The 20,791-nt window shown below is 50.8% G+C and carries 21 protein-coding genes and 1 tRNA gene; 15 read left to right on the top strand and 7 right to left on the bottom strand.

Going from position 1 to position 20,791, the window contains the following annotated elements; translation table 11 throughout:
* Nucleotides 1–19 precede the first annotated feature (19 nt).
* From ACEVG1_RS02000 to ACEVG1_RS02010, 3 genes are all read left to right on the top strand, one after another.
* A complete protein-coding gene (locus ACEVG1_RS02000) occupies nt 20–349 on the top strand; it encodes a multidrug efflux SMR transporter (protein ID WP_374741875.1) in 330 nt (109 codons plus the stop codon).
* A gap of 116 nt (nt 350–465) precedes the next feature.
* The gene (gene prfA / locus ACEVG1_RS02005) at nt 466–1,539 is read left to right on the top strand and encodes a peptide chain release factor 1 (RefSeq protein WP_374741876.1); all 1,074 of its coding nucleotides are present in this window, start codon (nt 466–468) and stop codon (nt 1,537–1,539) included.
* Nucleotides 1,540–1,726: 187 nt separating this feature from the next.
* Nucleotides 1,727–1,803 (top strand) — tRNA-Asp (locus ACEVG1_RS02010).
* 67 nt (nt 1,804–1,870) lie between these two features.
* Here ACEVG1_RS02010 and ACEVG1_RS02015 read toward each other — a convergent pair.
* Entirely contained in the window at nt 1,871–3,130 is a 1,260-nt protein-coding gene (locus tag ACEVG1_RS02015) for an OmpA family protein (protein ID WP_374741877.1), read from the bottom strand.
* A gap of 234 nt (nt 3,131–3,364) precedes the next feature.
* On the opposite strand from ACEVG1_RS02015, the gene ACEVG1_RS02020 reads away from it, so the two are divergent.
* Nucleotides 3,365–3,643 (top strand): hypothetical protein, encoded by a 279-nt coding sequence (locus ACEVG1_RS02020; RefSeq protein ID WP_374741878.1) that lies wholly within the window; start codon nt 3,365–3,367, stop codon nt 3,641–3,643.
* Between the two features lie 35 nt (nt 3,644–3,678).
* Nucleotides 3,679–4,134 (top strand): LuxR C-terminal-related transcriptional regulator, encoded by a 456-nt coding sequence (locus ACEVG1_RS02025; RefSeq protein WP_374741879.1) that lies wholly within the window; start codon nt 3,679–3,681, stop codon nt 4,132–4,134.
* A gap of 16 nt (nt 4,135–4,150) precedes the next feature.
* Here ACEVG1_RS02025 and ACEVG1_RS02030 read toward each other — a convergent pair whose 3' ends face one another.
* Nucleotides 4,151–4,777, bottom strand: coding sequence for a response regulator (locus ACEVG1_RS02030; protein WP_374741880.1), 627 nt, complete (start codon nt 4,775–4,777; stop codon nt 4,151–4,153).
* A gap of 1 nt (nt 4,778) precedes the next feature.
* Complete coding sequence (locus tag ACEVG1_RS02035; RefSeq protein ID WP_374741881.1) at nt 4,779–6,776, bottom strand: ATP-binding protein; 1,998 nt, start codon at nt 6,774–6,776, stop codon at nt 4,779–4,781.
* A 186-nt stretch (nt 6,777–6,962) separates the two neighbouring features.
* On the opposite strand from ACEVG1_RS02035, the gene ACEVG1_RS02040 reads away from it, so the two are divergent.
* The gene (locus ACEVG1_RS02040) at nt 6,963–7,574 is read left to right on the top strand and encodes a 2'-5' RNA ligase family protein (RefSeq protein ID WP_374741882.1); all 612 of its coding nucleotides are present in this window, start codon (nt 6,963–6,965) and stop codon (nt 7,572–7,574) included.
* Between the two features lie 17 nt (nt 7,575–7,591).
* Here the strand turns inward: ACEVG1_RS02040 and ACEVG1_RS02045 are convergent, their stop codons facing one another.
* The 3 genes from ACEVG1_RS02045 to ACEVG1_RS02055 all read right to left on the bottom strand — a co-directional run bounded on the left by ACEVG1_RS02045 (nt 7,592) and on the right by ACEVG1_RS02055 (nt 10,284).
* On the bottom strand, nt 7,592–8,179 hold the full coding sequence (locus tag ACEVG1_RS02045; RefSeq protein WP_374741883.1) for an RNA polymerase sigma factor: 588 nt from the start codon (nt 8,177–8,179) through the stop codon (nt 7,592–7,594).
* A 245-nt stretch (nt 8,180–8,424) separates the two neighbouring features.
* Nucleotides 8,425–9,696: a serine hydroxymethyltransferase gene (gene glyA, locus ACEVG1_RS02050; RefSeq protein WP_374741884.1), complete on the bottom strand. Its 1,272-nt coding sequence runs from the start codon at nt 9,694–9,696 to the stop codon at nt 8,425–8,427.
* A 60-nt stretch (nt 9,697–9,756) separates the two neighbouring features.
* The gene (locus ACEVG1_RS02055; RefSeq protein WP_374741885.1) at nt 9,757–10,284 is read right to left on the bottom strand and encodes a hypothetical protein; all 528 of its coding nucleotides are present in this window, start codon (nt 10,282–10,284) and stop codon (nt 9,757–9,759) included.
* A gap of 102 nt (nt 10,285–10,386) precedes the next feature.
* Between ACEVG1_RS02055 and ACEVG1_RS02060 the strand changes: the two genes are divergently transcribed.
* The 4 genes from ACEVG1_RS02060 (at nt 10,387) to ACEVG1_RS02075 (ending at nt 15,369) form a co-directional block, all read left to right on the top strand.
* Nucleotides 10,387–10,740, top strand: coding sequence for a HesB/IscA family protein (locus tag ACEVG1_RS02060; RefSeq protein ID WP_374741886.1), 354 nt, complete (start codon nt 10,387–10,389; stop codon nt 10,738–10,740).
* Nucleotides 10,741–10,884: 144 nt separating this feature from the next.
* Nucleotides 10,885–14,298 (top strand): isoleucine--tRNA ligase, encoded by a 3,414-nt coding sequence (gene ileS, locus ACEVG1_RS02065; protein ID WP_374741887.1) that lies wholly within the window; start codon nt 10,885–10,887, stop codon nt 14,296–14,298.
* Nucleotides 14,299–14,302: 4 nt separating this feature from the next.
* Nucleotides 14,303–14,689: a TraR/DksA family transcriptional regulator gene (locus ACEVG1_RS02070; protein ID WP_374741888.1), complete on the top strand. Its 387-nt coding sequence runs from the start codon at nt 14,303–14,305 to the stop codon at nt 14,687–14,689.
* A 29-nt stretch (nt 14,690–14,718) separates the two neighbouring features.
* Nucleotides 14,719–15,369 (top strand): lipoprotein signal peptidase, encoded by a 651-nt coding sequence (locus ACEVG1_RS02075; protein ID WP_374741889.1) that lies wholly within the window; start codon nt 14,719–14,721, stop codon nt 15,367–15,369.
* A 51-nt stretch (nt 15,370–15,420) separates the two neighbouring features.
* On the opposite strand, the gene gnd is transcribed toward ACEVG1_RS02075, so the two are convergent.
* Complete coding sequence (gnd, locus tag ACEVG1_RS02080) at nt 15,421–16,875, bottom strand: decarboxylating NADP(+)-dependent phosphogluconate dehydrogenase (RefSeq protein WP_374741891.1); 1,455 nt, start codon at nt 16,873–16,875, stop codon at nt 15,421–15,423.
* Between the two features lie 108 nt (nt 16,876–16,983).
* Between gnd and ACEVG1_RS02085 the strand changes: the two genes are divergently transcribed.
* From ACEVG1_RS02085 to ACEVG1_RS02105, 5 genes are all read left to right on the top strand, one after another.
* Nucleotides 16,984–17,370, top strand: coding sequence for a hypothetical protein (locus tag ACEVG1_RS02085; protein WP_374741892.1), 387 nt, complete (start codon nt 16,984–16,986; stop codon nt 17,368–17,370).
* 50 nt (nt 17,371–17,420) lie between these two features.
* Nucleotides 17,421–18,080, top strand: a complete 660-nt coding sequence (locus ACEVG1_RS02090) for a heme exporter protein CcmB (RefSeq protein ID WP_374741893.1) — start codon at nt 17,421–17,423, stop codon at nt 18,078–18,080.
* Nucleotides 18,081–18,152: 72 nt separating this feature from the next.
* Complete coding sequence (ccsA, locus tag ACEVG1_RS02095) at nt 18,153–18,884, top strand: cytochrome c biogenesis protein CcsA (protein ID WP_374741894.1); 732 nt, start codon at nt 18,153–18,155, stop codon at nt 18,882–18,884.
* A gap of 68 nt (nt 18,885–18,952) precedes the next feature.
* Nucleotides 18,953–19,171, top strand: coding sequence for a CcmD family protein (locus tag ACEVG1_RS02100; RefSeq protein WP_374741895.1), 219 nt, complete (start codon nt 18,953–18,955; stop codon nt 19,169–19,171).
* A gap of 145 nt (nt 19,172–19,316) precedes the next feature.
* Complete coding sequence (locus ACEVG1_RS02105; protein ID WP_374741896.1) at nt 19,317–20,753, top strand: Glu/Leu/Phe/Val dehydrogenase; 1,437 nt, start codon at nt 19,317–19,319, stop codon at nt 20,751–20,753.
* The last annotated feature ends 38 nt before the right edge of the window (nt 20,754–20,791 follow it).

A 20,791-nucleotide genomic window follows, 5' to 3' on the forward strand; every position in this document is an offset into this window, starting at 1 on the left:
TAACAAGGAGCGGAATAATATGAATTGGGTTATTTTAATCATCGCCGGTCTCTTTGAGGTTGGCTTTACCACAAGCTTGGGCAAAGCAAAAGAAACCACGGGCATGACCTCATACCTATGGTACGGTAGTTTTGCGGTGTGTTTAACGGTAAGCATGATCTTGCTGATTAAGGCTACGCAAACGCTGCCGTTGGGAACCGCCTATGCCGTATGGACCGGCATCGGAGCGGTAGGGACCGTGTTGATGGGCATTATTTTCTTCAATGAGCCCGCTACCCTATGGCGATTGGTCTTCATCACCACGCTTATCGGTTCCATCATCGGCCTCAAGGTTGTCGCAACCCATTGAGGAACGTCGTTCAATTTACCGACCGTAACACCATAAAAAAACGTACTTTTGCCCTCAGTTTACTGACTTGTGTTGCTGCGCGAAAAACAGATCGGCAAAATCACAGATAGATTGTTATGTTAGAGAAATTAAAAGCCATAAAAGATCGTTGGGAAGAGGTAGAAGGTGAATTGAGCAGTCCCGAAGCGATCAATGACATGAAGCGTTACGCCCAGCTCAACAGAGAATACAAAGAGCTGGGTAAAATCGTGGAACAGTACCATATTTACAAGAATATGGTGAGCAATATAGACACCAACAAGGGGATTCTAGCCAACGAAAAAGACCAGGAGCTGCGCGAGATGGCCAAAGAAGAGCTGGATATCCTATTGGAACAGAAGGAAGCCAAGGAAGAAGAAATACGCCTGATGCTCATTCCTAAGGACCCGGAAGACTCCAAGAATGCCATCCTCGAAATACGTGGCGGCACCGGCGGTGATGAAGCCGCTCTTTTTGCAGGCGACCTGTACCGGATGTACAGCCGCTTCTTCGAAGAGAAAGGCTGGCGTGCCGAAGTGATGGATGTAACGGAAGGTACTGCGGGCGGTTATAAGGAGGTCATCCTGAAGGTAACCGGAGAAGATGTCTACGGCCAGCTGAAGTACGAATCGGGTGTGCACCGGGTACAGCGCGTTCCTGACACCGAAACCCAAGGCAGGGTACACACATCGGCAGCATCCGTAGCCGTGCTGCCCGAGGCGGAAGAAGTAGACGTGGAAATAAATCCCGGTGATATCGAGATGCAAACGTCCCGCTCTGGCGGGGCCGGTGGTCAGAACGTAAACAAAGTGGAAACCAAGGTACAACTCACCCATAAGCCGACCGGCATCGTGGTGGTATGCCAAGTAGAACGCTCCCAACTGGCCAACCGCGAGTTGGCCATGGAGATGCTGCGATCCAAGCTTTACGAGTTGGAAGTACAGAAAAAACACGGCGATATCGCCGCAAAACGGAAAACTATGGTCTCCACGGGCGACCGATCGGCCAAAATACGGACGTACAATTACCCGCAGGGCCGCGTTACCGAGCACCGCATCGGGCTTACCATGTACAACCTGCCAGCGGTGATGGATGGTGATATTCAAGAGATTATCGATGCCCTCCAGTTTGCCGAAAACGCAGAGAAAATGAAAGAGGGTGCAACCGCATAATTATTTTAAAATTTTTGTTTGCAAATAGAGAAAACACGCTATATTTGCATTCCCGAAAGGGAAACAGGTTCGGTCTTATTTCAAACGAGCCAACTAGTTAGAATACATGCCTGTCATCTCGCTTTAGGCGAGACGGGTTCGAGTCCCGTCCGGACTTTAAACGGATACTTTGAAATAATGAAAATCTGGTTCGGTAGTTCAGCTGGTTAGAATACATGCCTGTCACGCATGGGGTCGCGGGTTCGAGTCCCGTCCGGACCGCCAGTTTTAAAGAAAAAGGGTACTCATCGGTACCCTTTTTTCGTTTATGCCCCATTCGCCTGATTAGGCACTATAGCCGTAGAAACTCAACCCTTCTGTTTTTGGCTTTGCCTGCCGGACTGTCGTTTGCCGCTACGGGCTTACCTTCGCCCATGCCGTCAGTTTGCATCCGCGAACCAACCACGGGAAAGTTCTCGGTGATGTATAATTTTACAGAAGCTGCCCTGTCCTGTGATAATTTCAGGTTATCTGCGTCGCCGCCATCGCTATCCGTATGCCCTATAATCTTAATTTTCAAAGAAGGGTTAGCTACCAATGCATCGCCTATCTGTTTCAGAATATCAAAAGATGCCGGCTTGATCACATCCCTGCCTACATCAAACAAAATATCATTGGTCACGGCCTTCCCGTCGTCCATCAACTGCTTTACCAAAAGGCTGCGCGCATCCACATCGCCCGAAGCTATGCGGATATTGCCAATATACATCCCCACTTCTGAAGCAGGAACCAGCTCTCCATTTTGGAAGTACACGTTGTTTCGCATATTGGGGGTCACTATGCGGGGGAGGTCCACGATTTTTGTTTGGTCGAGATATACGCGGATCCTTGTTTTGTTGCAGGCTATGCTAACCCTCAGCACCCGGTTGCTGTATCTGGTAAGTGGAAAATCATTTTTGTTCCCTAAGGGTGGGAAATTTATCCCGTACTCTACCGCTTTACTATTTGCAGCATTGTATCCATCTATCTTGGTGTAGAATTTTTCTTTGTAGTAAATGTCCTCCCTTACGATATCCCGCACTTCCGTAAGTCCGAAAAACAGTTGAGGAATCCGCCTTTCACCCTCCTCCTTTAAAAACAGATCAAATTCAATGGTGCAGTTTTCGGGAAGCGTGCCATCCATTACCGGGTTTACATAGGTATTGTGCTTTATTTCCAACCACCGGCCCGGTACGCCATCCAATTCTACCACACGCCCGCTACCGGTGCTGTTCCATTTTGCCGGGAAATCCATCAGTTCATCTTGGCTGAAATCGTCAGCAAAAATGGTGTTGTTGCCGGGTATAAAGTCAGAAAAACCGGCAGTTTGAGCATTGCGGGGCCCCATCTCCTGCTCATTGCCCTCCTTCTTTTTCTGTTTATCTTTCTTTTTAAACAGCCCACCAATGCCTTCTTCAATTTTATCCAATCCTTTGTTAATCCCCTGATCCACCCGGCCGTTTACCCGGTCTTCGGCCGCCCGTTTGGCTTTCTCTTTGGGATCCAAGACCTGTGCTTCTGCTGGTAGCTGGCAGAGAAAAATGAATGCGAGAACAACTACTATCTTTTCCATGTTTTAAAACGTTAATGACGACAGTACACACCCAATAATCGTTTCATCGTTTGAGTTAGCGTAAATACCAAACTAAATTATGTACTCTGTACTCGTTAAAAAATACCCATTTATGGTTACAAAAAATGTATCGCAGGCGTTATACATTCCCGCATTTTGTCGTAACTTTATTTTACGGTAACGGAGCACCACCCATTACCCCTACTGCACGTTAGAAGCATAATAGTCAACACCATGGAATTGCGTTCCTTTAAAAACGAGATGGCCGGTCTGTTAAAAAAGTTCGACAGCCCGCATGCACCGGACGCATGGATATTGGAGGCGGATGCATTCAAAAAGCTAACCGATTTCTTTCTTGCCGGCGAGTCGTTTTACTTCACCATGAACCATCATACGATGGACTTCGAATTTGTAAGCAAGGAGGTGCGTAGTGTGTTGGGCTACGAACCTGACGAGTTTACCATCCCTTTTGCCATTAGCATCATACACCCGGAGGACCGGCCTTTTTTTTGAGGATTGGGGAAACGCTATACAATTTCATCGCTGAAATGACCTTTGAGAAATTCCTGGATTTCAAAATGAGGTATGACATCCGGTACCAGAAAAAGGATGGAAGTTACTGCCGGATTTTGTACCAGGCCATCATTATAGAGCACGACGGCCTTGGACGCATTTTAAGGACCTTCGGCACCTATACCGACATCAACTACCTGAAAGAGGGTGGTGCGCCCACACTTTCCTTTATCGGGATGAACGGGATGCCGTCCTACATCGATGTACCACTGAAAAACAGAAACCTGCTGCCTAAAAAGGACAATATCACATACAGAGAACGCCAAGTGTTGAAATTGCTTGCGGAAGGCATGTTGAGCAAAGAAATCGCTTCGACACTGGGCATCAGCAAAGAAACGGTCGATCGGCACCGAAAAAACATGTTGCATAAGAAAGGGCTTGCCAATACCAGCGAACTGGTAGGCAAAGCCATACGCCAAGGATGGATTTGAAGGGAGGAGTTTTGCCTTATATATACTTCATCTCCATCGCGTCGTGGATGAGTGCAGCCACATTGGTTGCCTTGAACTTTTGAAGGAGGTTGCGTCTGTGGCTCTCCACCGTGAGCGGGCTAATGAAAATTTTCTCACCGATTTCTGCGGAGCTCAACCCCTGCGCCAGCCAATGCAGCACCTCCTTTTCGCGGCGCGTAATCACCGGGAAGTCTCCCGATCTTACACTATCTATGATCTCCCGTACGTTCTTGCTAAGCCCTGTCCCACCCGATACTACCTGGTGGATGGCATCCACCACTTCGTCCCTGTCAGCATTTTTCAGGAGATACCCCGATGCCCCGGCCTGTAGCATGCGCTGGATAATGCTATGTTCATTGATATTGCTGATAGCGATTACCCTGCACGCCGGGTTTCGCCGTTGTATTTCCGAACAGGCATCGATCCCGTTTTTTCCGGGCATATTGATATCCAGCAGCACAATATCCACCGCTTCCTGCCCGATGTAGGCCAACCCGGCATCTGCATCCGTAAAGGTTCCCACCAGCCGGATTCCCGGAATACCTTGCAACATGAATGAAAACCCCTGCAGCACTACCGGGTGATCGTCAATAACGATGATATCCAACACCTTACTATCCATATTAAATCGGTATTTCAATGTTTACGGTGGTTCCCCTGCCGGGATGGCTATCCATCTCCACCGTGCCGTACAGCAACGCCACTCTATTTTCCACATTCTTCAGCCCCAACCCCTTCTTGCCCGCTTCCTGCAGACCAAATCCGCAGCCGTCATCTTCAACGGTCAGCGAAAGGGAATGTTCATTTTCACTGCACTGTACGATAATTTGGTCGGCATCCGCGTGTTTAATGGCGTTATTGAGCAGTTCCTGCACAATCCGGTACACACCGATAAGGATGGGCTGTGGGTAAGTGCTACGCAAGTAGAACCCATGGAATTTGACCGACGTGGTTGGGGTATCCATGTATTCGCATAAATCAGCCAACGCCGGGGTCAATCCCATATACAGCAGTGACTCGGGCATCAAGTTCCGGGCCACCCGCCGTAGTTCGTCTACCGAACGGTCCAGCTCGAGCATCACCGCTTGCATCTCCTGGCTTGTTACCGACGCCTGCCCGCCCCCTTTTGTGGCCACGGCCGAGAGGCGCAACTTCACGCCCGCCAACAAACCGCCGAGGCCATCATGGAGGTCGCGCGAAATCCGGCTTCTCTCCTCCTCCTGCCCTTGGAGGATGGAGTCGAATTGCCGGAGCTGCTCCTGCTGTTTAAGGTTGCGCAGTTCTTCCACGTGCAGCCTTTCCTGTTGGCCCAGCGCCCGGCGGTTGCCGCTTGCCAGCTTCCAAGAAAAATAAGCGATGGTCAGCGCAATGGTCAGGCTTGCCACGAGTAGCATGATCCACAGCCGGTTTCTGTCGATTGCCGATTGCTGCCTGCGGTTGGCATCCTGCAATTTCAGGATTTCATTTTCCTGTTCTACCGACTGGAATTTCTTTTCAAGATCGAGTATTTTCAACGCTGTTTCGCTCTCCTGCAATGAATCGGTCGCCAACGCGTAGTCTCTCATCCGCTCAAATGCTGCCTTATAATTACCAAGGTGATATTCGGTATAAGCCATTTCGCGGGTATGCAACAGTTGGTTATGTGCGATGGTGTTGAGCCCGTGGGTATTCGCGATGTTTAAATACTTCTTGGCATTCACATAGTCCTTCCAATCCCTGTAAGTGGCATATATTTCAAAATAAAGATCGCGTTGCGAGTGATCGTCCAACAGATCTTCTGCGATCGCTATCCCGCGGTAGAAATTGGCCAATGCCCCGTCCTTGTCTTTTATCTTCCGGAGGTACACACCGGCTGTGCGGTAGTAATAGGGTGCATACGTCGAATGGGGTACGGCCCTCAATTGTATTTCTGCGCTATCCAGATAAATTTTAGCCTGGTTTATATCGCCGATATTCATCTCATTTTTTGCGGCGTTCACAAATACCGTCAGCTTATTTTCATATGCCTGCGCAAATTTCGAGAGCGTATGCATGGCCTGTCTATAATAAGGAGATGCCGATTCAAAGTCATGCAGGTTGGCAAGTATCAGTCCGATATTCTGGAGATGCTGGCTTACCGCACTACTATCGCCTGCCATACGGGAAAGAGGGAGTGCCTTATCGATGATAACGTCCAAGTATTGTGCGGCACTATCCTGCGCCTGTAGCAATGTGCCGTAATTGTTCCACGCACGGGCCTGGTATACATAGGCTTGCCGAAACGAATACCTGTTCAGTAAGTGTGCAGCCTGCAGGTAGTAGTGCTTGGCCTGCTCCATATCATGGGCATAGATCACATTTGCCCGGTGGTGCCATAGCAAACCCCGGTAATAATCGGTAGGATTCGTGCCCATCACTTTCTCCGCCTCCTCGATGTAACCGAACGCCTGGGACGTATCGCGGTCGCTCCAATAGAAACTTAGCTCGAGCAAGCGCTCTATTCTCACGCTGTCATTCGGCGACCGCTCCATGAGTTGCTTCAAGCTATCCGCGTAAGCACTCCTACCTGTGTATTCGCCTTGCTGGGCCATTGCCTGTACAAACCAGGCCCCCGCGGTCAAAAAAACAATAAACCGTTTCATACACCATCTTCAACCTTCCAAAGGTAATCGCATCCAACAGAAAAAGCAATCCACGAAAACACGTGTTTTCCAATTGGTGAGACATCGCCCTACCTCCTAAAAATTGTTAAGTTTTTTAGCAAAATAATATGCATGTATTTGGGATATCTAAAATTATTTGTATTTTTACTAAAAATATTAGAAATTATGGATACAGTACATTTCCAGCCGTATGGCCTTTATCTGTACGAGTACCTGCTCATCATCGAGCCCAACGGTCTTGTCCAGAAACAATTGCGGGCTTTCAAGCAGTATTTCATTAACAGCCATCGCTACTCAAATGCGATTGTTTCGAAAAGCCATCTTACATTGATACGGTTTATCCAATACGATAGCTACGAAAAGCACATTGTCAGGGAACTCCAACGGATTGCATCCACGGTCAACCCGTTTGAGGTGGAACTGGAGGGGTTCGGCAGTTTCGGGCACACCTTGTTCGTGGATGTCAAGTCCGCCGTCCCCATCCTCCAGCTGGTCGCTACGCATCGGCGCACCCTGCGGCCACTGGTAAACGGCGTGAAAGGACATACCGCACGGTTCGTAACCAAACCCCATATCACGATTGCCAGGAAACTGACACCGCCGCAAAACGCAGCGATATGGCCTGTTTGGAACCGCACGGATTATAGCGGCCAATTCCGCGCACGGAACATGACGCTGTTACGGCGGCGCGTGGGTACACACTCCTACGCTACCGTTCAGAAATTTGAGTTCTTGGGCATATCACCCGCCTTTACGCAGGGAAAACTATTTGCCTGAAACCACACAAAGCACCGCTAACCGGCCCGCAGTGCGGCTTCGTCGCCATACATCATCTTGCGTAGGTTATTGAGGGCATAACGCATCCTACCCAGTGCGGTATTGATACTGACCTCCGTGACCACAGCAATCTCCTTGAAGCTCATATCGCCATAGTGGCGCATGATAAGTACTTCTTTCTGGTCGTCAGGGAGGCGCTGTATCATGCGCCTTAGGTCGCGGTGGGTCTGCTCGCGCACCATCTTTGTTTCCGCACTTTCGTCGGCAAACTGGAGCACATCGAAAATATCAAAACCATCGCTGTTTACCACCACGGGCGTGCGCCGCTCCCTCCTGTAGTGGTCAATCACCAGGTTATGCGCAATACGCATTACCCACGGAAGGAACTTGCCCTCTTCGTTATAACGACCGCTCCTCAGCGTATTGATTACCTTAATAAAGGTATCCTGGAAAATATCCTCCGCTAAACTTTCATCCTTTACCAGCAAATAGATGGATGTATATAGTTTGGTCTTATATCGGTCTATCAAAATCTCGAGCCCTGTCTCTTCACCAGCCACGTAAAGACGAATGAGCTCCTGGTCCGTTCGTTGTTCAAGCTTCATAATACGCTACTCCCGCTTTTACTATTTTCAACAAATAAGTAATCTCTTTCTTGTAGTCGTATTTCCTATAATAGCTCTCCTCTCAATGATAGTGTAACTAGGTCAAAAAAAAGGAAAATTTTCAGTATTTCAAAGCTTTTGTTAGAATTTCACTTTTTTTAGGCTTCCTATGTCACACCACGTAACAAAAAAAGCCTTGTTCCACAAATGCGGAACAAGGCCTCCTTCAATCCTAAACCCGTTGGTTATTTGTACAACGGATACGCCGACATCAAGGTCTTTACCTTGTTGTGGATTTTATCCAATGCCGCGTCGTCATCATGTTTCAGCAACGCTACGTCGATCATCTCAGCAATCTCCAGCATCTGATCTTCTTTGAGGCCGCGGGTCGTGATTGCCGCCGTGCCCAGCCGGATACCCGAAGTTACAAATGGCGACCTGTCATCAAACGGCACCATGTTCTTGTTGATGGTAATGCCGGCCTTGCCCAACGCCGCCTCAGCAGCTTTGCCGCTGATCCCTTTGTTGCGCAGGTCGATAAGCATCAAATGGTTGTCCGTTCCACCCGATATGATGTTATACTCTTTATTCACGAATGCCTGTGCCAGCGTTGCAGCGTTTTTCTTCACTTGGACGATGTATTCCATATAGTCTTCGCTCAGCGCTTCACCGAATGCGATTGCTTTGGCCGCAATGATATGCTCCAGTGGTCCGCCCTGCGTACCCGGGAAAACCGCCAGGTCCAGCAACGACGTGATGCTGCGGATTTCCCCTTTCGGGGTTTTGATACCCCACGGGTTCTCAAAATCCTTGCCCACCATGATGAGGCCGCCGCGTGGTCCGCGGAGCGTTTTGTGCGTGGTGGTCGTCACCACGTGGCAATGCGGCAGCGGATCGCTGAGCAGCCCACGGGCAATGAGGCCCGCCGGATGTGAAATATCGGCCACCACCAGCGCGCCGATTTCATCGGCCACCCTACGTACAAAGGCATAATCCCAATCGCGTGAATAGGCCGACGCACCGCAAATGATCACTTTCGGCTTTTCCTGCAGCGCCACCTCTTCCAATTGCTTGTAATCGATCAAGCCGGTTTCCCTATCCACACCGTAAAACAGCGGCTGGTAAAGTTTCCCCGAAAAGTTGACCGGTGAACCGTGGGTAAGGTGCCCTCCATGGGAGAGGTCGAAACCTAAAATCTTATCGCCGGGCTGCAGCAATGCCAAAAACACAGCAGCATTGGCTTGTGCGCCTGAGTGCGGTTGCACATTCACCCACTCGGCATTGAAGAGCTGCTTGGCCCTTTCAATGGCAATCGTTTCCACCTCGTCAACGACTTCGCAACCGCCATAATAGCGCTTACCGGGCAAGCCTTCGGCATACTTATTGGTCAATACCGACCCCGCGGCTTCCATCACTTGCCTGCTCACGAAGTTTTCCGATGCAATGAGTTCGATGCCTTCTTCCTGGCGCTTGAGCTCTTGGTTTATTAACTTAAATACGGTTTCGTCCCTTCTCATTGTGGTACAAAGAATTGAATGTTAAAAAGTTGCGCAAAGATATAAACTTGGGCGCAATATTCAACCCACCAACTCACTTTTGATGGTTTTTAATGCCATATCATATGGATTCGCATCCAATGCGGCGATATGCGCCAGCAATACCGTGCTGAGCTCCTTGGCGGTAGCGCCGGCCGACAGGCCGGTTGCGGCATTCCGGATGAGCGCCACCGTATTATCCTTTACCCGCTCGGTGACTGACCACGCCACATCACTCACATACAACTGCTGCGTAATGTTGTGCTGGTATTCCGCACGGATCTCTTCGATGAGCAGCTGCTCAAATTCGCTTGCCCCCAAACCGGGCTGATGCAGCCGCACGGCCGCATGGGCAGGGTTTATGCGTTCAATCAACAACACCAGCCGCTCATAGGCCTGCAACCGCAGCGGCAACACTTCTTTCTTTGCCGCATGCCGTGCCTCCAACATTTTGAGACGGAAAACATGGTTATTATATTTCGTCCAAAACATCCAATTGGCGATACCGGCCACGGCACATCCCGCCAATATATACTTGAAAAGATCAAGAGAAAATGAAGCAATATCCATCTATTCCGTTTGTTTATGGAACGTAAAAATCCGCGTAACCCTGCAAAAGTGGCGATTTTTTATCTATTTTTGCAGCGTTTGGACGAATTAAATAGTACGAAGATGAGCATAGCGACACCATTAGCTGCAGCGCCATTGACATTGACCCCGGGCGCCATCGAAGAACTCAAAAAGCTACGGGAACAGCAGGAGATATCGGACGATTTCGGGTTACGCGTGGGCGTTGAGGGTGGCGGATGCGCGGGCATGAATTATATCCTCGGATTTGATCAAAGAAAAGACGGCGATTCGGAATATGATATCGAAGGTATCCGTATTTTCATGAACAAAGCGCATGGCTTATACTTAGCCGGGATGGAGATCGATTTCAAGAATGGGCTGGATGCACGCGGCTTCGTATTCAACAACCCCAATGCCAGCAGCACCTGTGGCTGTGGAACGTCTTTTTCGGCTTAACCTTCCGGTATATCTTTATTGAGCGCCGTTATTCTTAAGTAGCGGTAATTCGGTGCAGGAGCCGTACGTATAATCCTACCTTTCCTTTTTCCTTTCGTACTAATTCCCTATCTTTGCATCCTCATTTTTGAACACAAACGATTGATGTACAACGAATACAAGCAGCTGAATTTATCGGAAATCGGCAAAGAAATACTTACCTATTGGCAGCGGGAAAACATCTTTGAAAAAAGTGTCGCTTCCCGTCCGGCAAGCAAGCCCTATACATTCTACGAGGGCCCCCCTTCCGCCAACGGCATGCCTGGCATCCACCACGTGATGGCACGCGCCATCAAGGATATATTCTGCCGGTATAAAACGTTGAAGGGCTACCAGGTAAAACGCAAAGGCGGCTGGGATACGCATGGCCTGCCCATCGAGCTCGCTGTTGAGAAAACGCTTGGCATCACCAAAGAAGACATCGGCAAAACCATCTCCGTGGCCGATTATAATGCCGCATGCCGCAGGGAAGTGATGAAGTACACGGACGTGTGGAACGACCTCACCGAGAAAATGGGCTATTGGGTCGACCTCCAAAACCCGTACATCACCTATGAAAATGGCTATATAGAAACCCTGTGGTGGATACTGAAAGAACTATATAACGAGGGCCTGCTGTACAAAGGGTATACCATCCAACCCTATTCGCCGGCTGCCGGTACGGGGCTGAGCTCGCACGAGCTCAACCAACCGGGCACGTACAAACCCATCAAGGATACGACCATCGTGGCCGAATTCCGGATAAAAAAGGACCAGGTGCATCCTTCGCTGGCGATACTCTTTGAAGAGGAAAGCGAAGATACGGCTTTCCTGGCATGGACCACCACGCCCTGGACATTGCCCGCCAACAGTGCACTGGTGGTAGGCAACGACATCCGCTACGTGAAAATCCGCACGTTCAATCCGTATACGTTCGAACCGGTTAGCGTGGTGTTGGCCAAAGACCTCGTAGCACGCTTTTTCAAGCCCGAAGGGCAACAGATTCCGCTGAAAGAATACCACCGCAACGACAAGACCATCCCGTGGGAAGTCCGGGCGGAGTTCTCCGGGGCGGAACTCGTCAACCTCAAATACCACCAGTTGCTGCCCTACGTTACCAACGAAGACTTGGAGCAACATGCCTTCCGCGTCATCGCCGGCGATTTCGTTACCACCGAAGATGGTACGGGCATCGTACACTCCTCGGCGACATTCGGTGCAGACGACTTCCGCGTGAGCAAGGAAAACAACGTGCCGGGTGTATTCGTAAAAGACGAAAACGGCAAGGACGTGCCCATTGTCGATAAGCAGGGCCGATTCGTAGCGGCAATCGGCGAGTTCGGCGGCCGCTTCGTAAAAGAGGAGTTCTACAGCGACGAAGAGCGGGCAGCAGACGGGTTCAAGCCCACTGATGTGCTTATCGCCATCAAACTGAAAGAAGAAAACAAAGCATTCGAGGTAAAGAAATACGAACACAGCTATCCGCACTGCTGGCGTACGGACAAGCCGGTGCTTTACTACCCGCTGGATAGTTGGTTCATCCGCACCACCGCGGTGAAAGACGAGCTGGTGGCGCTCAACAAGACCATCAATTGGAAACCCGAATCGACAGGGACCGGCCGCTTCGGCAACTGGCTGGAAAACCTGGTCGACTGGAACCTTTCGCGCTCCCGCTATTGGGGCACCCCTTTGCCGATCTGGCGCAGCGAAGACGAAAACGAAGAACTATGCATCGGCTCCATTGCCGAGCTGAAAACACGGATCGAACAAAGCCTCGCATCCGACGTACTGGATGCCCGCGAAAAGAGCATCTTACAGGAATACCTAACGAAGTTCGGCACCGACCAATTGGACCTGCACCGCCCATACGTAGACGATGTGGTGCTGGTGTCTGACGGGGGCCAAAAACTCTACCGCGAGCCAGACCTGATCGATGTATGGTTTGATAGCGGTGCCATGCCTTATGCACAATGGGGGTTGGATCAGGAAAAATTGGCCACGGGCGACAAGACACCGTTCAAGGCCGATTTCGAGGGTGCCTACCCCGCCGACTTCATTGCCGAGGGGGTAGACCAAACCCGTGGATGGTTCTTTACGCTCCATGCCATATCCACCATGCTGCGGCATTCCATCGCCTTCAAAAATGTGGTATCCAACGGGCTCGTACTCGACAAAAACGGCAATAAGATGTCCAAGCGGCTCGGCAACGCCGTCGATCCTTTCAGCACCATTGAAACCTACAGTGCCGATGCTACCCGCTGGTACATGATCAGCAACGCCGCCCCTTGGGATAACCTTAAATTCAACGAGGAAGGGCTGGACGAGGTACGCCGGAAATTTTTCGGCACCTTATACAATACCTATGCGTTTTTTGCACTGTATGCCAACATCGACAAGTTCGACTATACAGAAGCCGACCTGCCCCTTGAGCAGCGCCCGGAAATAGACCGCTGGATCATTTCGCTCCTCAACACGTTGACACGCGAAGTAGACGGCAATTATGCTGATTTCGAACCGACGAAGGCGGCACGCGCCATCCAAGCATTTGTAGACGAGCACTTGAGTAATTGGTATGTACGGTTGTGCCGCAGGCGCTTTTGGAAAGGCGATTATACCGCCGATAAGGTATCGGCTTACCAAACCCTATATACCTGCCTCAATACCGTCGCCAAGCTCATGTCGCCGATTGCCCCGTTTTTCAGCGACAGGCTCTATCTCGACCTGAACGGTGCCACACAGAAAGAGCAGGCCGCCTCGGTGCATCTGGCCGACTTCCCGGCGTACCAAGCCGAATTGGTAGACAGCGGATTGGAAGAACGGATGGCGTTGGCGCAAGACATTTCGTCGCTCACCTTGTCCCTACGGAAAAAAACGGGCATCAACGTGCGCCAGCCACTCCAGAAAATCCTGCTACCCGTGCTGAACGCCACCTTCCACCAGCAAGTGGAGCAGGTGGCGGCCCTCATCCTTTCCGAAACGAACATCAAGGAAATCGAATTTATCGCCGATACGTCGGGCTTGGTCAAAAAGAAAATAAAGCCCAACTTCAAAGCACTGGGTCCCAAGGTAGGCAAAGACATGAAAACGGTCGCCGCAGCCATCCAGGCGCTCACCGCCAATGAAATCGCGGCGCTCGAAACACAAGGATCCATTGCTATCGCCGGCACCCCCTACACCGTCCAGCTGGCCGATGTGGAAATCATTGCCGAAGATGTTTCGGGGTGGCAGGTAGCCAACCTCGGCAGGCTTACCGTGGCGCTGGATGTCAGCATCACGCCCGCTTTGAAAAAAGAAGGCATCTCGCGCGAACTGGTAAACCGTATCCAGAACCTCCGCAAGGAACGCGGATTGGAAGTGACCGACAGGATACGGGTAAGCCTGAGCGACATCCCCGAAATTACGGAAGCCGCAACGGGTAATTTATCTTATATTCGCACCGAGATATTGGCAGACTCTTTGATATTCGAGGGTAGCCTCGCTACGGGCGACACGATAGAGATTGCAGAAAAGGAATTGAATGTATTAATTGAAAAAGTGTAAAATTATGGCAAATAGCAGCGAAAAAACACGTTATAGTGATGCGGAATTGCAGGAGTTCAAGGAAATCATCCTCGAAAAACTCCGGGTTGCCAAGGAAGAGCTTTCAGCCCTGACCAAGACGTTGAACAGCAGTAATGGCAATGGAACTGACGATACGGCAGGAACGTTCAAAACCCTGGAAGACGGGTCGGCAACCCTAGAGAAAGAGCAGACCAACCAATTGGCGGCGCGCCAAAAGAAGTTTATTGACAACCTCGAAGCTGCCTTGGTCCGTATAGAAAACAAAACCTACGGTATCTGCCGCGAAACCGGCAAGCTCATCCAGAAAGAACGCCTGCGTGCCGTGCCGCACACCACCTTGAGCATGGAAGCCAAATTGAAACAGTATTAAAAACCGCTTCCCAGCTTTCAGCACACACCATGAAAGGCTATACCAAACCCCTCATACTGATTGCCGCGGTGCTCTTCGTGGATCAGCTTTCCAAATTCTGGATCAAGATGAACATGACGCTCGGACAGGAATACAAGATTCTTGGCGATTGGTTCATTATCCATTTTACCGAAAACAACGGCATGGCCTTCGGCCTGGAGTTTGGCGGTGAGGCGGGCAAACTGGCGCTTTCGCTGTTCCGCATCGCGGCGGTAATTGGCATCGCCTACGGCCTGCATTACATGGTCAAGAAAAAATACCACCGCGGCTTCATCCTCAATGTGGCGTTGATTTTTGCAGGTGCCATGGGCAATATCATTGATTCCACGTTTTATGGCCTCATTTTCAGCGAGAGCACGTGGTTCGAGAAAGCGAGCCTGTTCCCTGCCGGGGGCGGCTATTCCAGCTTGCTGCATGGCAAAGTGGTGGATATGCTGTATTTCCCGATCATCCAGGGGAACTTTCCCGCATGGTTCCCCATTTGGGGCGGTGAAGACTTCCTGTTTTTCAGGCCGGTATTCAACATCGCCGATTCTGCCATCACGGTCGGTGTCGCGCTTATCCTCATCTACCAGAAACGCTATTTCAAGGAAGAACTGGTGGAACCCGAAAGCTACAATAGCGAAATAATCGAGGATTAACTCGCATAGGAAAAGACATAAAAAAAGCGGCTTTCGCCGCTTTTTTTGTAACTATACATCGTACGTCGTGGAGGATGTTTCACCTCCCCTACCCGTCCAGTTCGTGTGGAAAAACTCACCCCGGGGTCTATCAAGCCGCTCGTAGGTATGGGCTCCGAAATAATCGCGTTGCGCCTGCAATAGGTTGGCGGGCAGGCGTTCGCAGCGGTACCCATCGTAATAAATCAACCCTGCGCTCAGGCAAGGCACCGGTATGCCATTCGTAATGGCCGTGGCCACCACCTTGCGCCAGCCGCCTTGTGCCGCCTGTATTTTATCCCTGAAGAAATCATCCAAAATCAAGTTCTGCAGTGCCGGGTTTTTGTCGAACGCCTCTTTGATCTTCCCTAAAAACGCCGACCGGATAATGCAGCCCTCGCGCCACATCAGGGCAATGCTTCCATAATTCAACTTCCACCCATACTCTTTGGCAGCCACCGCCATCATTTGGTAGCCTTGGGCATACGAAATCACCTTAGCCGCGTACAACGCATCGCGCAGGTCGTTGATAAACGCTTGCCGATCGCCCTCAAATGATGGGGTCGGCCCGTTCAGCACCTTTGATGCCGCCACCCGTTCGTCTTTCAGTGCCGACAGGCAACGTGCAAATACCGACTCGGCAATCAGCGTAAGGGGTACGCCCAAATCGAGGGCTACCGTACCCGTCCATTTGCCGGTACCTTTCTGCCCGGCGGTGTCAAGGATCTTGTCTACCAGGGGCAGCCCATCCTCGTCCTTGAATGCCAGTATATCGCGTGTAATCTCTATCAAGTAGCTATCCAGCTCACCTTCGTTCCACTCTTTAAAAACCTCGTGCATCTCATCGGGGGTCATGCCGAGCACATCCTTCATGATTTGGTAGGTCTCGTTGATGAGTTGCATATCGCCATATTCGATACCGTTATGCACCATTTTCACGAAATGGCCAGCACCACCGTCGCCCACCCAATCGCAGCAGGGCGTCCCATCTGCCACCTTGGCAGCTATCGACTGAAAAATGGGCTGTATGGCCGGCCAGGCTGCTTTGGATCCCCCCGGCATGATGGAAGGCCCCAGCAAGGCACCTTCTTCACCACCAGACACCCCTGTGCCCACATACAGCAGTCCTTTGCTTTCCACATACCTCACCCGGCGCTCGGTATCCGGAAAATGGGAGTTCCCGCCATCAATAATGATGTCGCCCGGCTCCAGGTGCGGTATCAGCAGCTCAATGAAATCGTCCACAGGCTTGCCGGCCTTCACCATCAACATGATTTTACGGGGTCTCTTCAGCGAACCGATCAGGTCTTCGATAGAAGTGGCTCCGTAGATGTTCTTGCCTTCGGCACGTCCGTTGACAAAGCGTTCCACTTTATCCACCGTCCGGTTGTATGCGGTTACGTGGAATCCTTTGCTTTCCATGTTAAGGATAAGGTTTTCGCCCATCACGGCGATCCCGATAACGCCTATATCTGATTTTTCTTGCATATTATTTTCCATTTCGCTCCCAAAGTTATGCTTTCACATGCAGGAAAAAAAACAAAAAACGAAAATGGCCGCCATCAAACATTTTATGGCTTCCGTTGTTCTTAGCTTATGACAACAAAGGAAGAAAAGCTCAACAGAAAGGACAAGAAGATGAACACGAAAAACAGTATCGTAACGTATGCATTGGTAGGCCTTGCCGCCGGCACGGCAGCATGGTTGTTATTGGGCACCAAAGAGGGACGCAGACAGATGGACCGCGCAAGCGACGGCATACGGGAACTCAGCAAAACCATCCGGAAAACAACCAAAGAGGGTATCCGTAAGGCTTCGGAAATGGCCAATCGGGCAACGGCAGAGATCGATGACCTCCGCGCGCAGGCCAAGCGCAAGGGCCAATCTGCCATCCAAAAGGCCGACCGTGTGGCAAAAAGCGGCGTGGACAAAGCGCGGCGTACCGTCAAAGCCGCTAAGCAGCAGATAGAAGAAGAAATATAAAATAGCCGCACCGTAGCCGCAATTCCCCCCGAGGTCGTATCTTTGCGGCAATGCGGTTATTTAAAGCGGTCCAATCTCTTATCCGGAAAGACATCGTGCTGGAATGGCGGTCCAAGTACGCCATCAACGGTATCGTCCTCTATGTGGTGTCTACGGTTTTTGTCTGCTACCAAGCATTTAAATCCGTAGACCCCACTACGTGGAACGCATTGTTCTGGATCATTTTGTTGTTCGCGTCCATCAACGCCATCAACAAAAGTTTTGTACAGGAAAGCCACGGCCGCCAACTCTATTATTACACCCTTGCCAGCGCCAAGGCGGTCATCCTTTCCAAGATCAGCTACAACATGCTCATCATGCTGTTGCTCGCTGCCATCGCCTACCTGGTCTATTCCATCATCTTCAACAACCCCCTCGGGGACCCGGTGCTTTACTTGGCGGTGGTAGCCCTCGGTGCCGTCGGCTTCGCGGCCGTGTTTACCATGGTGGCGGCCATCAGTGCCAAAGCCGGCAACAACAGTACCCTCATGGCCATCCTCAGTTTCCCCATCATCATACCCATGCTCCTTGTGTTGATAAAAGTCTCCAAAAACGCACTCGACGGATTGGAACGCAGTGCTAGCTACGACGAGCTGTTCGTCCTCGGTGCCATCAACGTCATCACGGTTGCCATTTCTTTGCTGTTATTTCCTTACCTTTGGAGGGACTGATAATTTAAGATTTCGATTGAACATGCGGATGACACAGATTGGGCAAATGTATACTGATTTCTCCGGCTTGTCATGCATCATCGTATCCCTTGGTGTCTTTTGTCGAGCGTCTCATGTCTAATATCTAAAGCAAAAATGAAAAAATACTGGTGGAAAGTCCTTGCCGTTTTATTGGTGTTATATAGTATTATCATGGGCCTGCTGGGGCATGTACCCGCCTTGCCCATTGTAAATGAAACCATCCGCAACGTGTATTTCCATGTGCCCATGTGGTTCACCATGTTTACGCTTTACATCGTATCGGTGGTCTATAGTATCAAGTACTTATCGTCTGCCAAGCCCCACCACGACCTGGTGGCTGTTGAAAGCGTGAATGTAGGCATTGTCTTCTGTATCTTCGGCCTGCTCACGGGCATGCTATGGGCCAATTTCACGTGGGGCACGTTCTGGACCAACGACCCCCAACTAAACGGCGCCGCCATCGGCACACTGATGTACCTCGCCTACTTGGTGCTACGCAACGCACTGGAGGAGGAGCAAAAGCGGGCCCGCATATCGGCCATATACAACATCTTCGCATTCCCGATCCTGATCGTATTCATGTATATCCTGCCGAAAACCACCGACTCCCTCCATCCCGGTGCGGGTGGAAATTCCGGGTTCGGCGAGTTCGACCTCGATGGTTCGATGAAGGCCGTGTTATACCCCGGAGCCATCGGTTGGATACTCATTGGCGTGTGGCTGATGACCCTGCGCTACCGCATCCGGAAAATGGAATATCAAAACCTTACAGCAACGCCGTAAACATTGGTATAATCTCAATCATAAATCGATTAAACGATAAAATTTAACAACGTTTATCACAAAACGATATGAAAAAGACAATTCTTTCTTTGCTATTAGTTATCAATGGGTTAATGTGTAGTTTTGCCCAATCAAGTGCCGGGGTCGAGATGGCCATGGGTTTGCGCAGTTCGGGCAAAATTTATGTGGTGGTAGCCGTATTGGTGGTGCTTTTCGCAGGGCTAGCCGTTTACCTATTTACCATTGACAGGAAGGTCTCGCGTGTTGAAAAGCAACAAGAGCGGTAATGGACCGATAGGTACTGCGCCCGCTGCGTGACTTAACCCGACAGTGCCAACCCGCAAGGCCGATGCCGACGATGGTAGATCGCCGGGCACGCACCATGGAAATGAATAAAGTCACCAAAAAAAGTATCAATAAACAAACATTGTTATGGCTAAGTCAATAGCAGAAAAAGCGCAAGAGCCCCATTTTTTCGATGATGTATCCGCGTTCTTTGACCATGCAGCGCAATTCACCAAGCACCCCCAAGGATTATTGAACCAGATCAAGGTATGCAATAGCATCTACCGATTCAGCTTCCCCTTCAGACGGGGTGATAGCCTGGAGGTGATCAATGCCTGGCGGGTAGAGCACTCGCAGCACATGTCGCCCACCAAGGGCGGTATCCGTTACAGCGACATGGTAAACGAGGATGAGGTGATGGCCCTCGCCGCACTGATGACCTACAAATGTGCCATCGTCAATGTACCGTTCGGCGGCGCCAAGGGTGGCATCGCCATCAACCCAAAGAACTATTCCGTTGGCGAGTTGGAGAATATCACCCGGCGGTACACCGTTGAGCTCATCAAGAAGAACTTTATCGGCCCGGCTATTGACGTACCGGCACCAGATTACGGCACCGGCGAGCGCGAGATGAGCTGGATTGCCGATACGTATACGACCATGAATCCCGGCCAGCTGGATGCCTTCGGCTGCGTAACTGGCAAACCCCTATCGCTGCACGGCATCAGTGGCCGGAAAGCCGCCACCGGACGCGGCGTTGCCATCGCCATCCGCGAGTGCGTGGATGTAGCCGAAGACATGAAGGCCATCGGCCTCGCACCCGGCATCGCCGGGAAGCGTGTCATCGTGCAGGGACTGGGCAACGTGGGTTATAACACCGCTAAAGTACTCCTCGAATTCGGCGCCATCATTGTGGGGGTGTGCGAATACGACGGCGCGCTGTACAATCCCGATGGACTGGACCCCGATGCCATCCTCGAGCACCGCAAAAACACCGGCTCGATACTCGGTTACAAAAAGGCCACGAAATCGTTTAAAGCACCCTCGGAGGGACTGGAACAGCCGTGTGATATCCTCGTGCCCGCCGCATTGGAAAACCAGCTGACAGCGGAAAACATCGGCCGTATCCAAGCAAAAATCATTGCGGAAGGCGCAAACGGCCCCACCACGCCCGCTGCGGCCACGGCCTTTGTCAAAAAAGGAGGCATCATCATTCCCGATATGTATTGCAATGCCGGCGGGGTAACCGTGTCTTATTTCGAATGGCTGAAAAACCTATCGCACGTTTCTTTCGGCCGCATGGACAAACGGTACGAGGAGATGGCCAACCAGAACTTGATCAACACGGTCGAAACCATGACGGGCAAGTCACTTACCCCAGCTGAGCGCATGACCATCGTAAAAGGGGCCGATGAGCTCGAACTGGTCAATTCCGGTTTGGAAGATACCATGATAAGGGCCTACCACGAAATCCGGGAGATCCGCAATTCCAACAAGGCCATCGATACGCTCCGGACAGCGGCGTTGGTGGGTGCCATCAACAAGATAGCCGTTTCTTACCAAAATCTGGGTATCTGGCCTTAGCATTGGCCGGCAATACCTTCCGTCAACTGCCCCTCTAT

The organism is Parapedobacter sp. 2B3 (assembly GCF_041925275.1).
In the GTDB taxonomy this organism is placed as follows: domain Bacteria; phylum Bacteroidota; class Bacteroidia; order Sphingobacteriales; family Sphingobacteriaceae; genus Parapedobacter; species Parapedobacter pyrenivorans_A.

What these genes read in the sequence shown, in the direction of transcription:
- ACEVG1_RS02030 (WP_374741880.1), bottom strand. Translation starts at nt 4,777, where the DNA reads ATGGATAGTAAGGTGTTGGATATCATCGTTATTGACGATCACCCGGTA.
- ACEVG1_RS02000 (WP_374741875.1), top strand. Translation starts at nt 20, where the DNA reads ATGAATTGGGTTATTTTAATCATCGCCGGTCTCTTTGAGGTTGGCTTT.
- ACEVG1_RS02025 (WP_374741879.1), top strand. Translation starts at nt 3,679, where the DNA reads ATGACCTTTGAGAAATTCCTGGATTTCAAAATGAGGTATGACATCCGG.
- ACEVG1_RS02090 (WP_374741893.1), top strand. Translation starts at nt 17,421, where the DNA reads ATGCGGTTATTTAAAGCGGTCCAATCTCTTATCCGGAAAGACATCGTG.
- ACEVG1_RS02085 (WP_374741892.1), top strand. Translation starts at nt 16,984, where the DNA reads ATGACAACAAAGGAAGAAAAGCTCAACAGAAAGGACAAGAAGATGAAC.
- ileS (WP_374741887.1), top strand. Translation starts at nt 10,885, where the DNA reads ATGTACAACGAATACAAGCAGCTGAATTTATCGGAAATCGGCAAAGAA.
- ACEVG1_RS02105 (WP_374741896.1), top strand. Translation starts at nt 19,317, where the DNA reads ATGGCTAAGTCAATAGCAGAAAAAGCGCAAGAGCCCCATTTTTTCGAT.
- glyA (WP_374741884.1), bottom strand. Translation starts at nt 9,696, where the DNA reads ATGAGAAGGGACGAAACCGTATTTAAGTTAATAAACCAAGAGCTCAAG.
- ACEVG1_RS02070 (WP_374741888.1), top strand. Translation starts at nt 14,303, where the DNA reads ATGGCAAATAGCAGCGAAAAAACACGTTATAGTGATGCGGAATTGCAG.
- ACEVG1_RS02045 (WP_374741883.1), bottom strand. Translation starts at nt 8,179, where the DNA reads ATGAAGCTTGAACAACGAACGGACCAGGAGCTCATTCGTCTTTACGTG.
- ACEVG1_RS02015 (WP_374741877.1), bottom strand. Translation starts at nt 3,130, where the DNA reads ATGGAAAAGATAGTAGTTGTTCTCGCATTCATTTTTCTCTGCCAGCTA.
- gnd (WP_374741891.1), bottom strand. Translation starts at nt 16,875, where the DNA reads ATGCAAGAAAAATCAGATATAGGCGTTATCGGGATCGCCGTGATGGGC.
- ACEVG1_RS02055 (WP_374741885.1), bottom strand. Translation starts at nt 10,284, where the DNA reads ATGGATATTGCTTCATTTTCTCTTGATCTTTTCAAGTATATATTGGCG.
- ACEVG1_RS02040 (WP_374741882.1), top strand. Translation starts at nt 6,963, where the DNA reads ATGGATACAGTACATTTCCAGCCGTATGGCCTTTATCTGTACGAGTAC.
- prfA (WP_374741876.1), top strand. Translation starts at nt 466, where the DNA reads ATGTTAGAGAAATTAAAAGCCATAAAAGATCGTTGGGAAGAGGTAGAA.
- ACEVG1_RS02060 (WP_374741886.1), top strand. Translation starts at nt 10,387, where the DNA reads ATGAGCATAGCGACACCATTAGCTGCAGCGCCATTGACATTGACCCCG.
- ACEVG1_RS02075 (WP_374741889.1), top strand. Translation starts at nt 14,719, where the DNA reads ATGAAAGGCTATACCAAACCCCTCATACTGATTGCCGCGGTGCTCTTC.
- ccsA (WP_374741894.1), top strand. Translation starts at nt 18,153, where the DNA reads ATGCATCATCGTATCCCTTGGTGTCTTTTGTCGAGCGTCTCATGTCTA.
- ACEVG1_RS02100 (WP_374741895.1), top strand. Translation starts at nt 18,953, where the DNA reads ATGAAAAAGACAATTCTTTCTTTGCTATTAGTTATCAATGGGTTAATG.
- ACEVG1_RS02035 (WP_374741881.1), bottom strand. Translation starts at nt 6,776, where the DNA reads ATGAAACGGTTTATTGTTTTTTTGACCGCGGGGGCCTGGTTTGTACAG.
- ACEVG1_RS02020 (WP_374741878.1), top strand. Translation starts at nt 3,365, where the DNA reads ATGGAATTGCGTTCCTTTAAAAACGAGATGGCCGGTCTGTTAAAAAAG.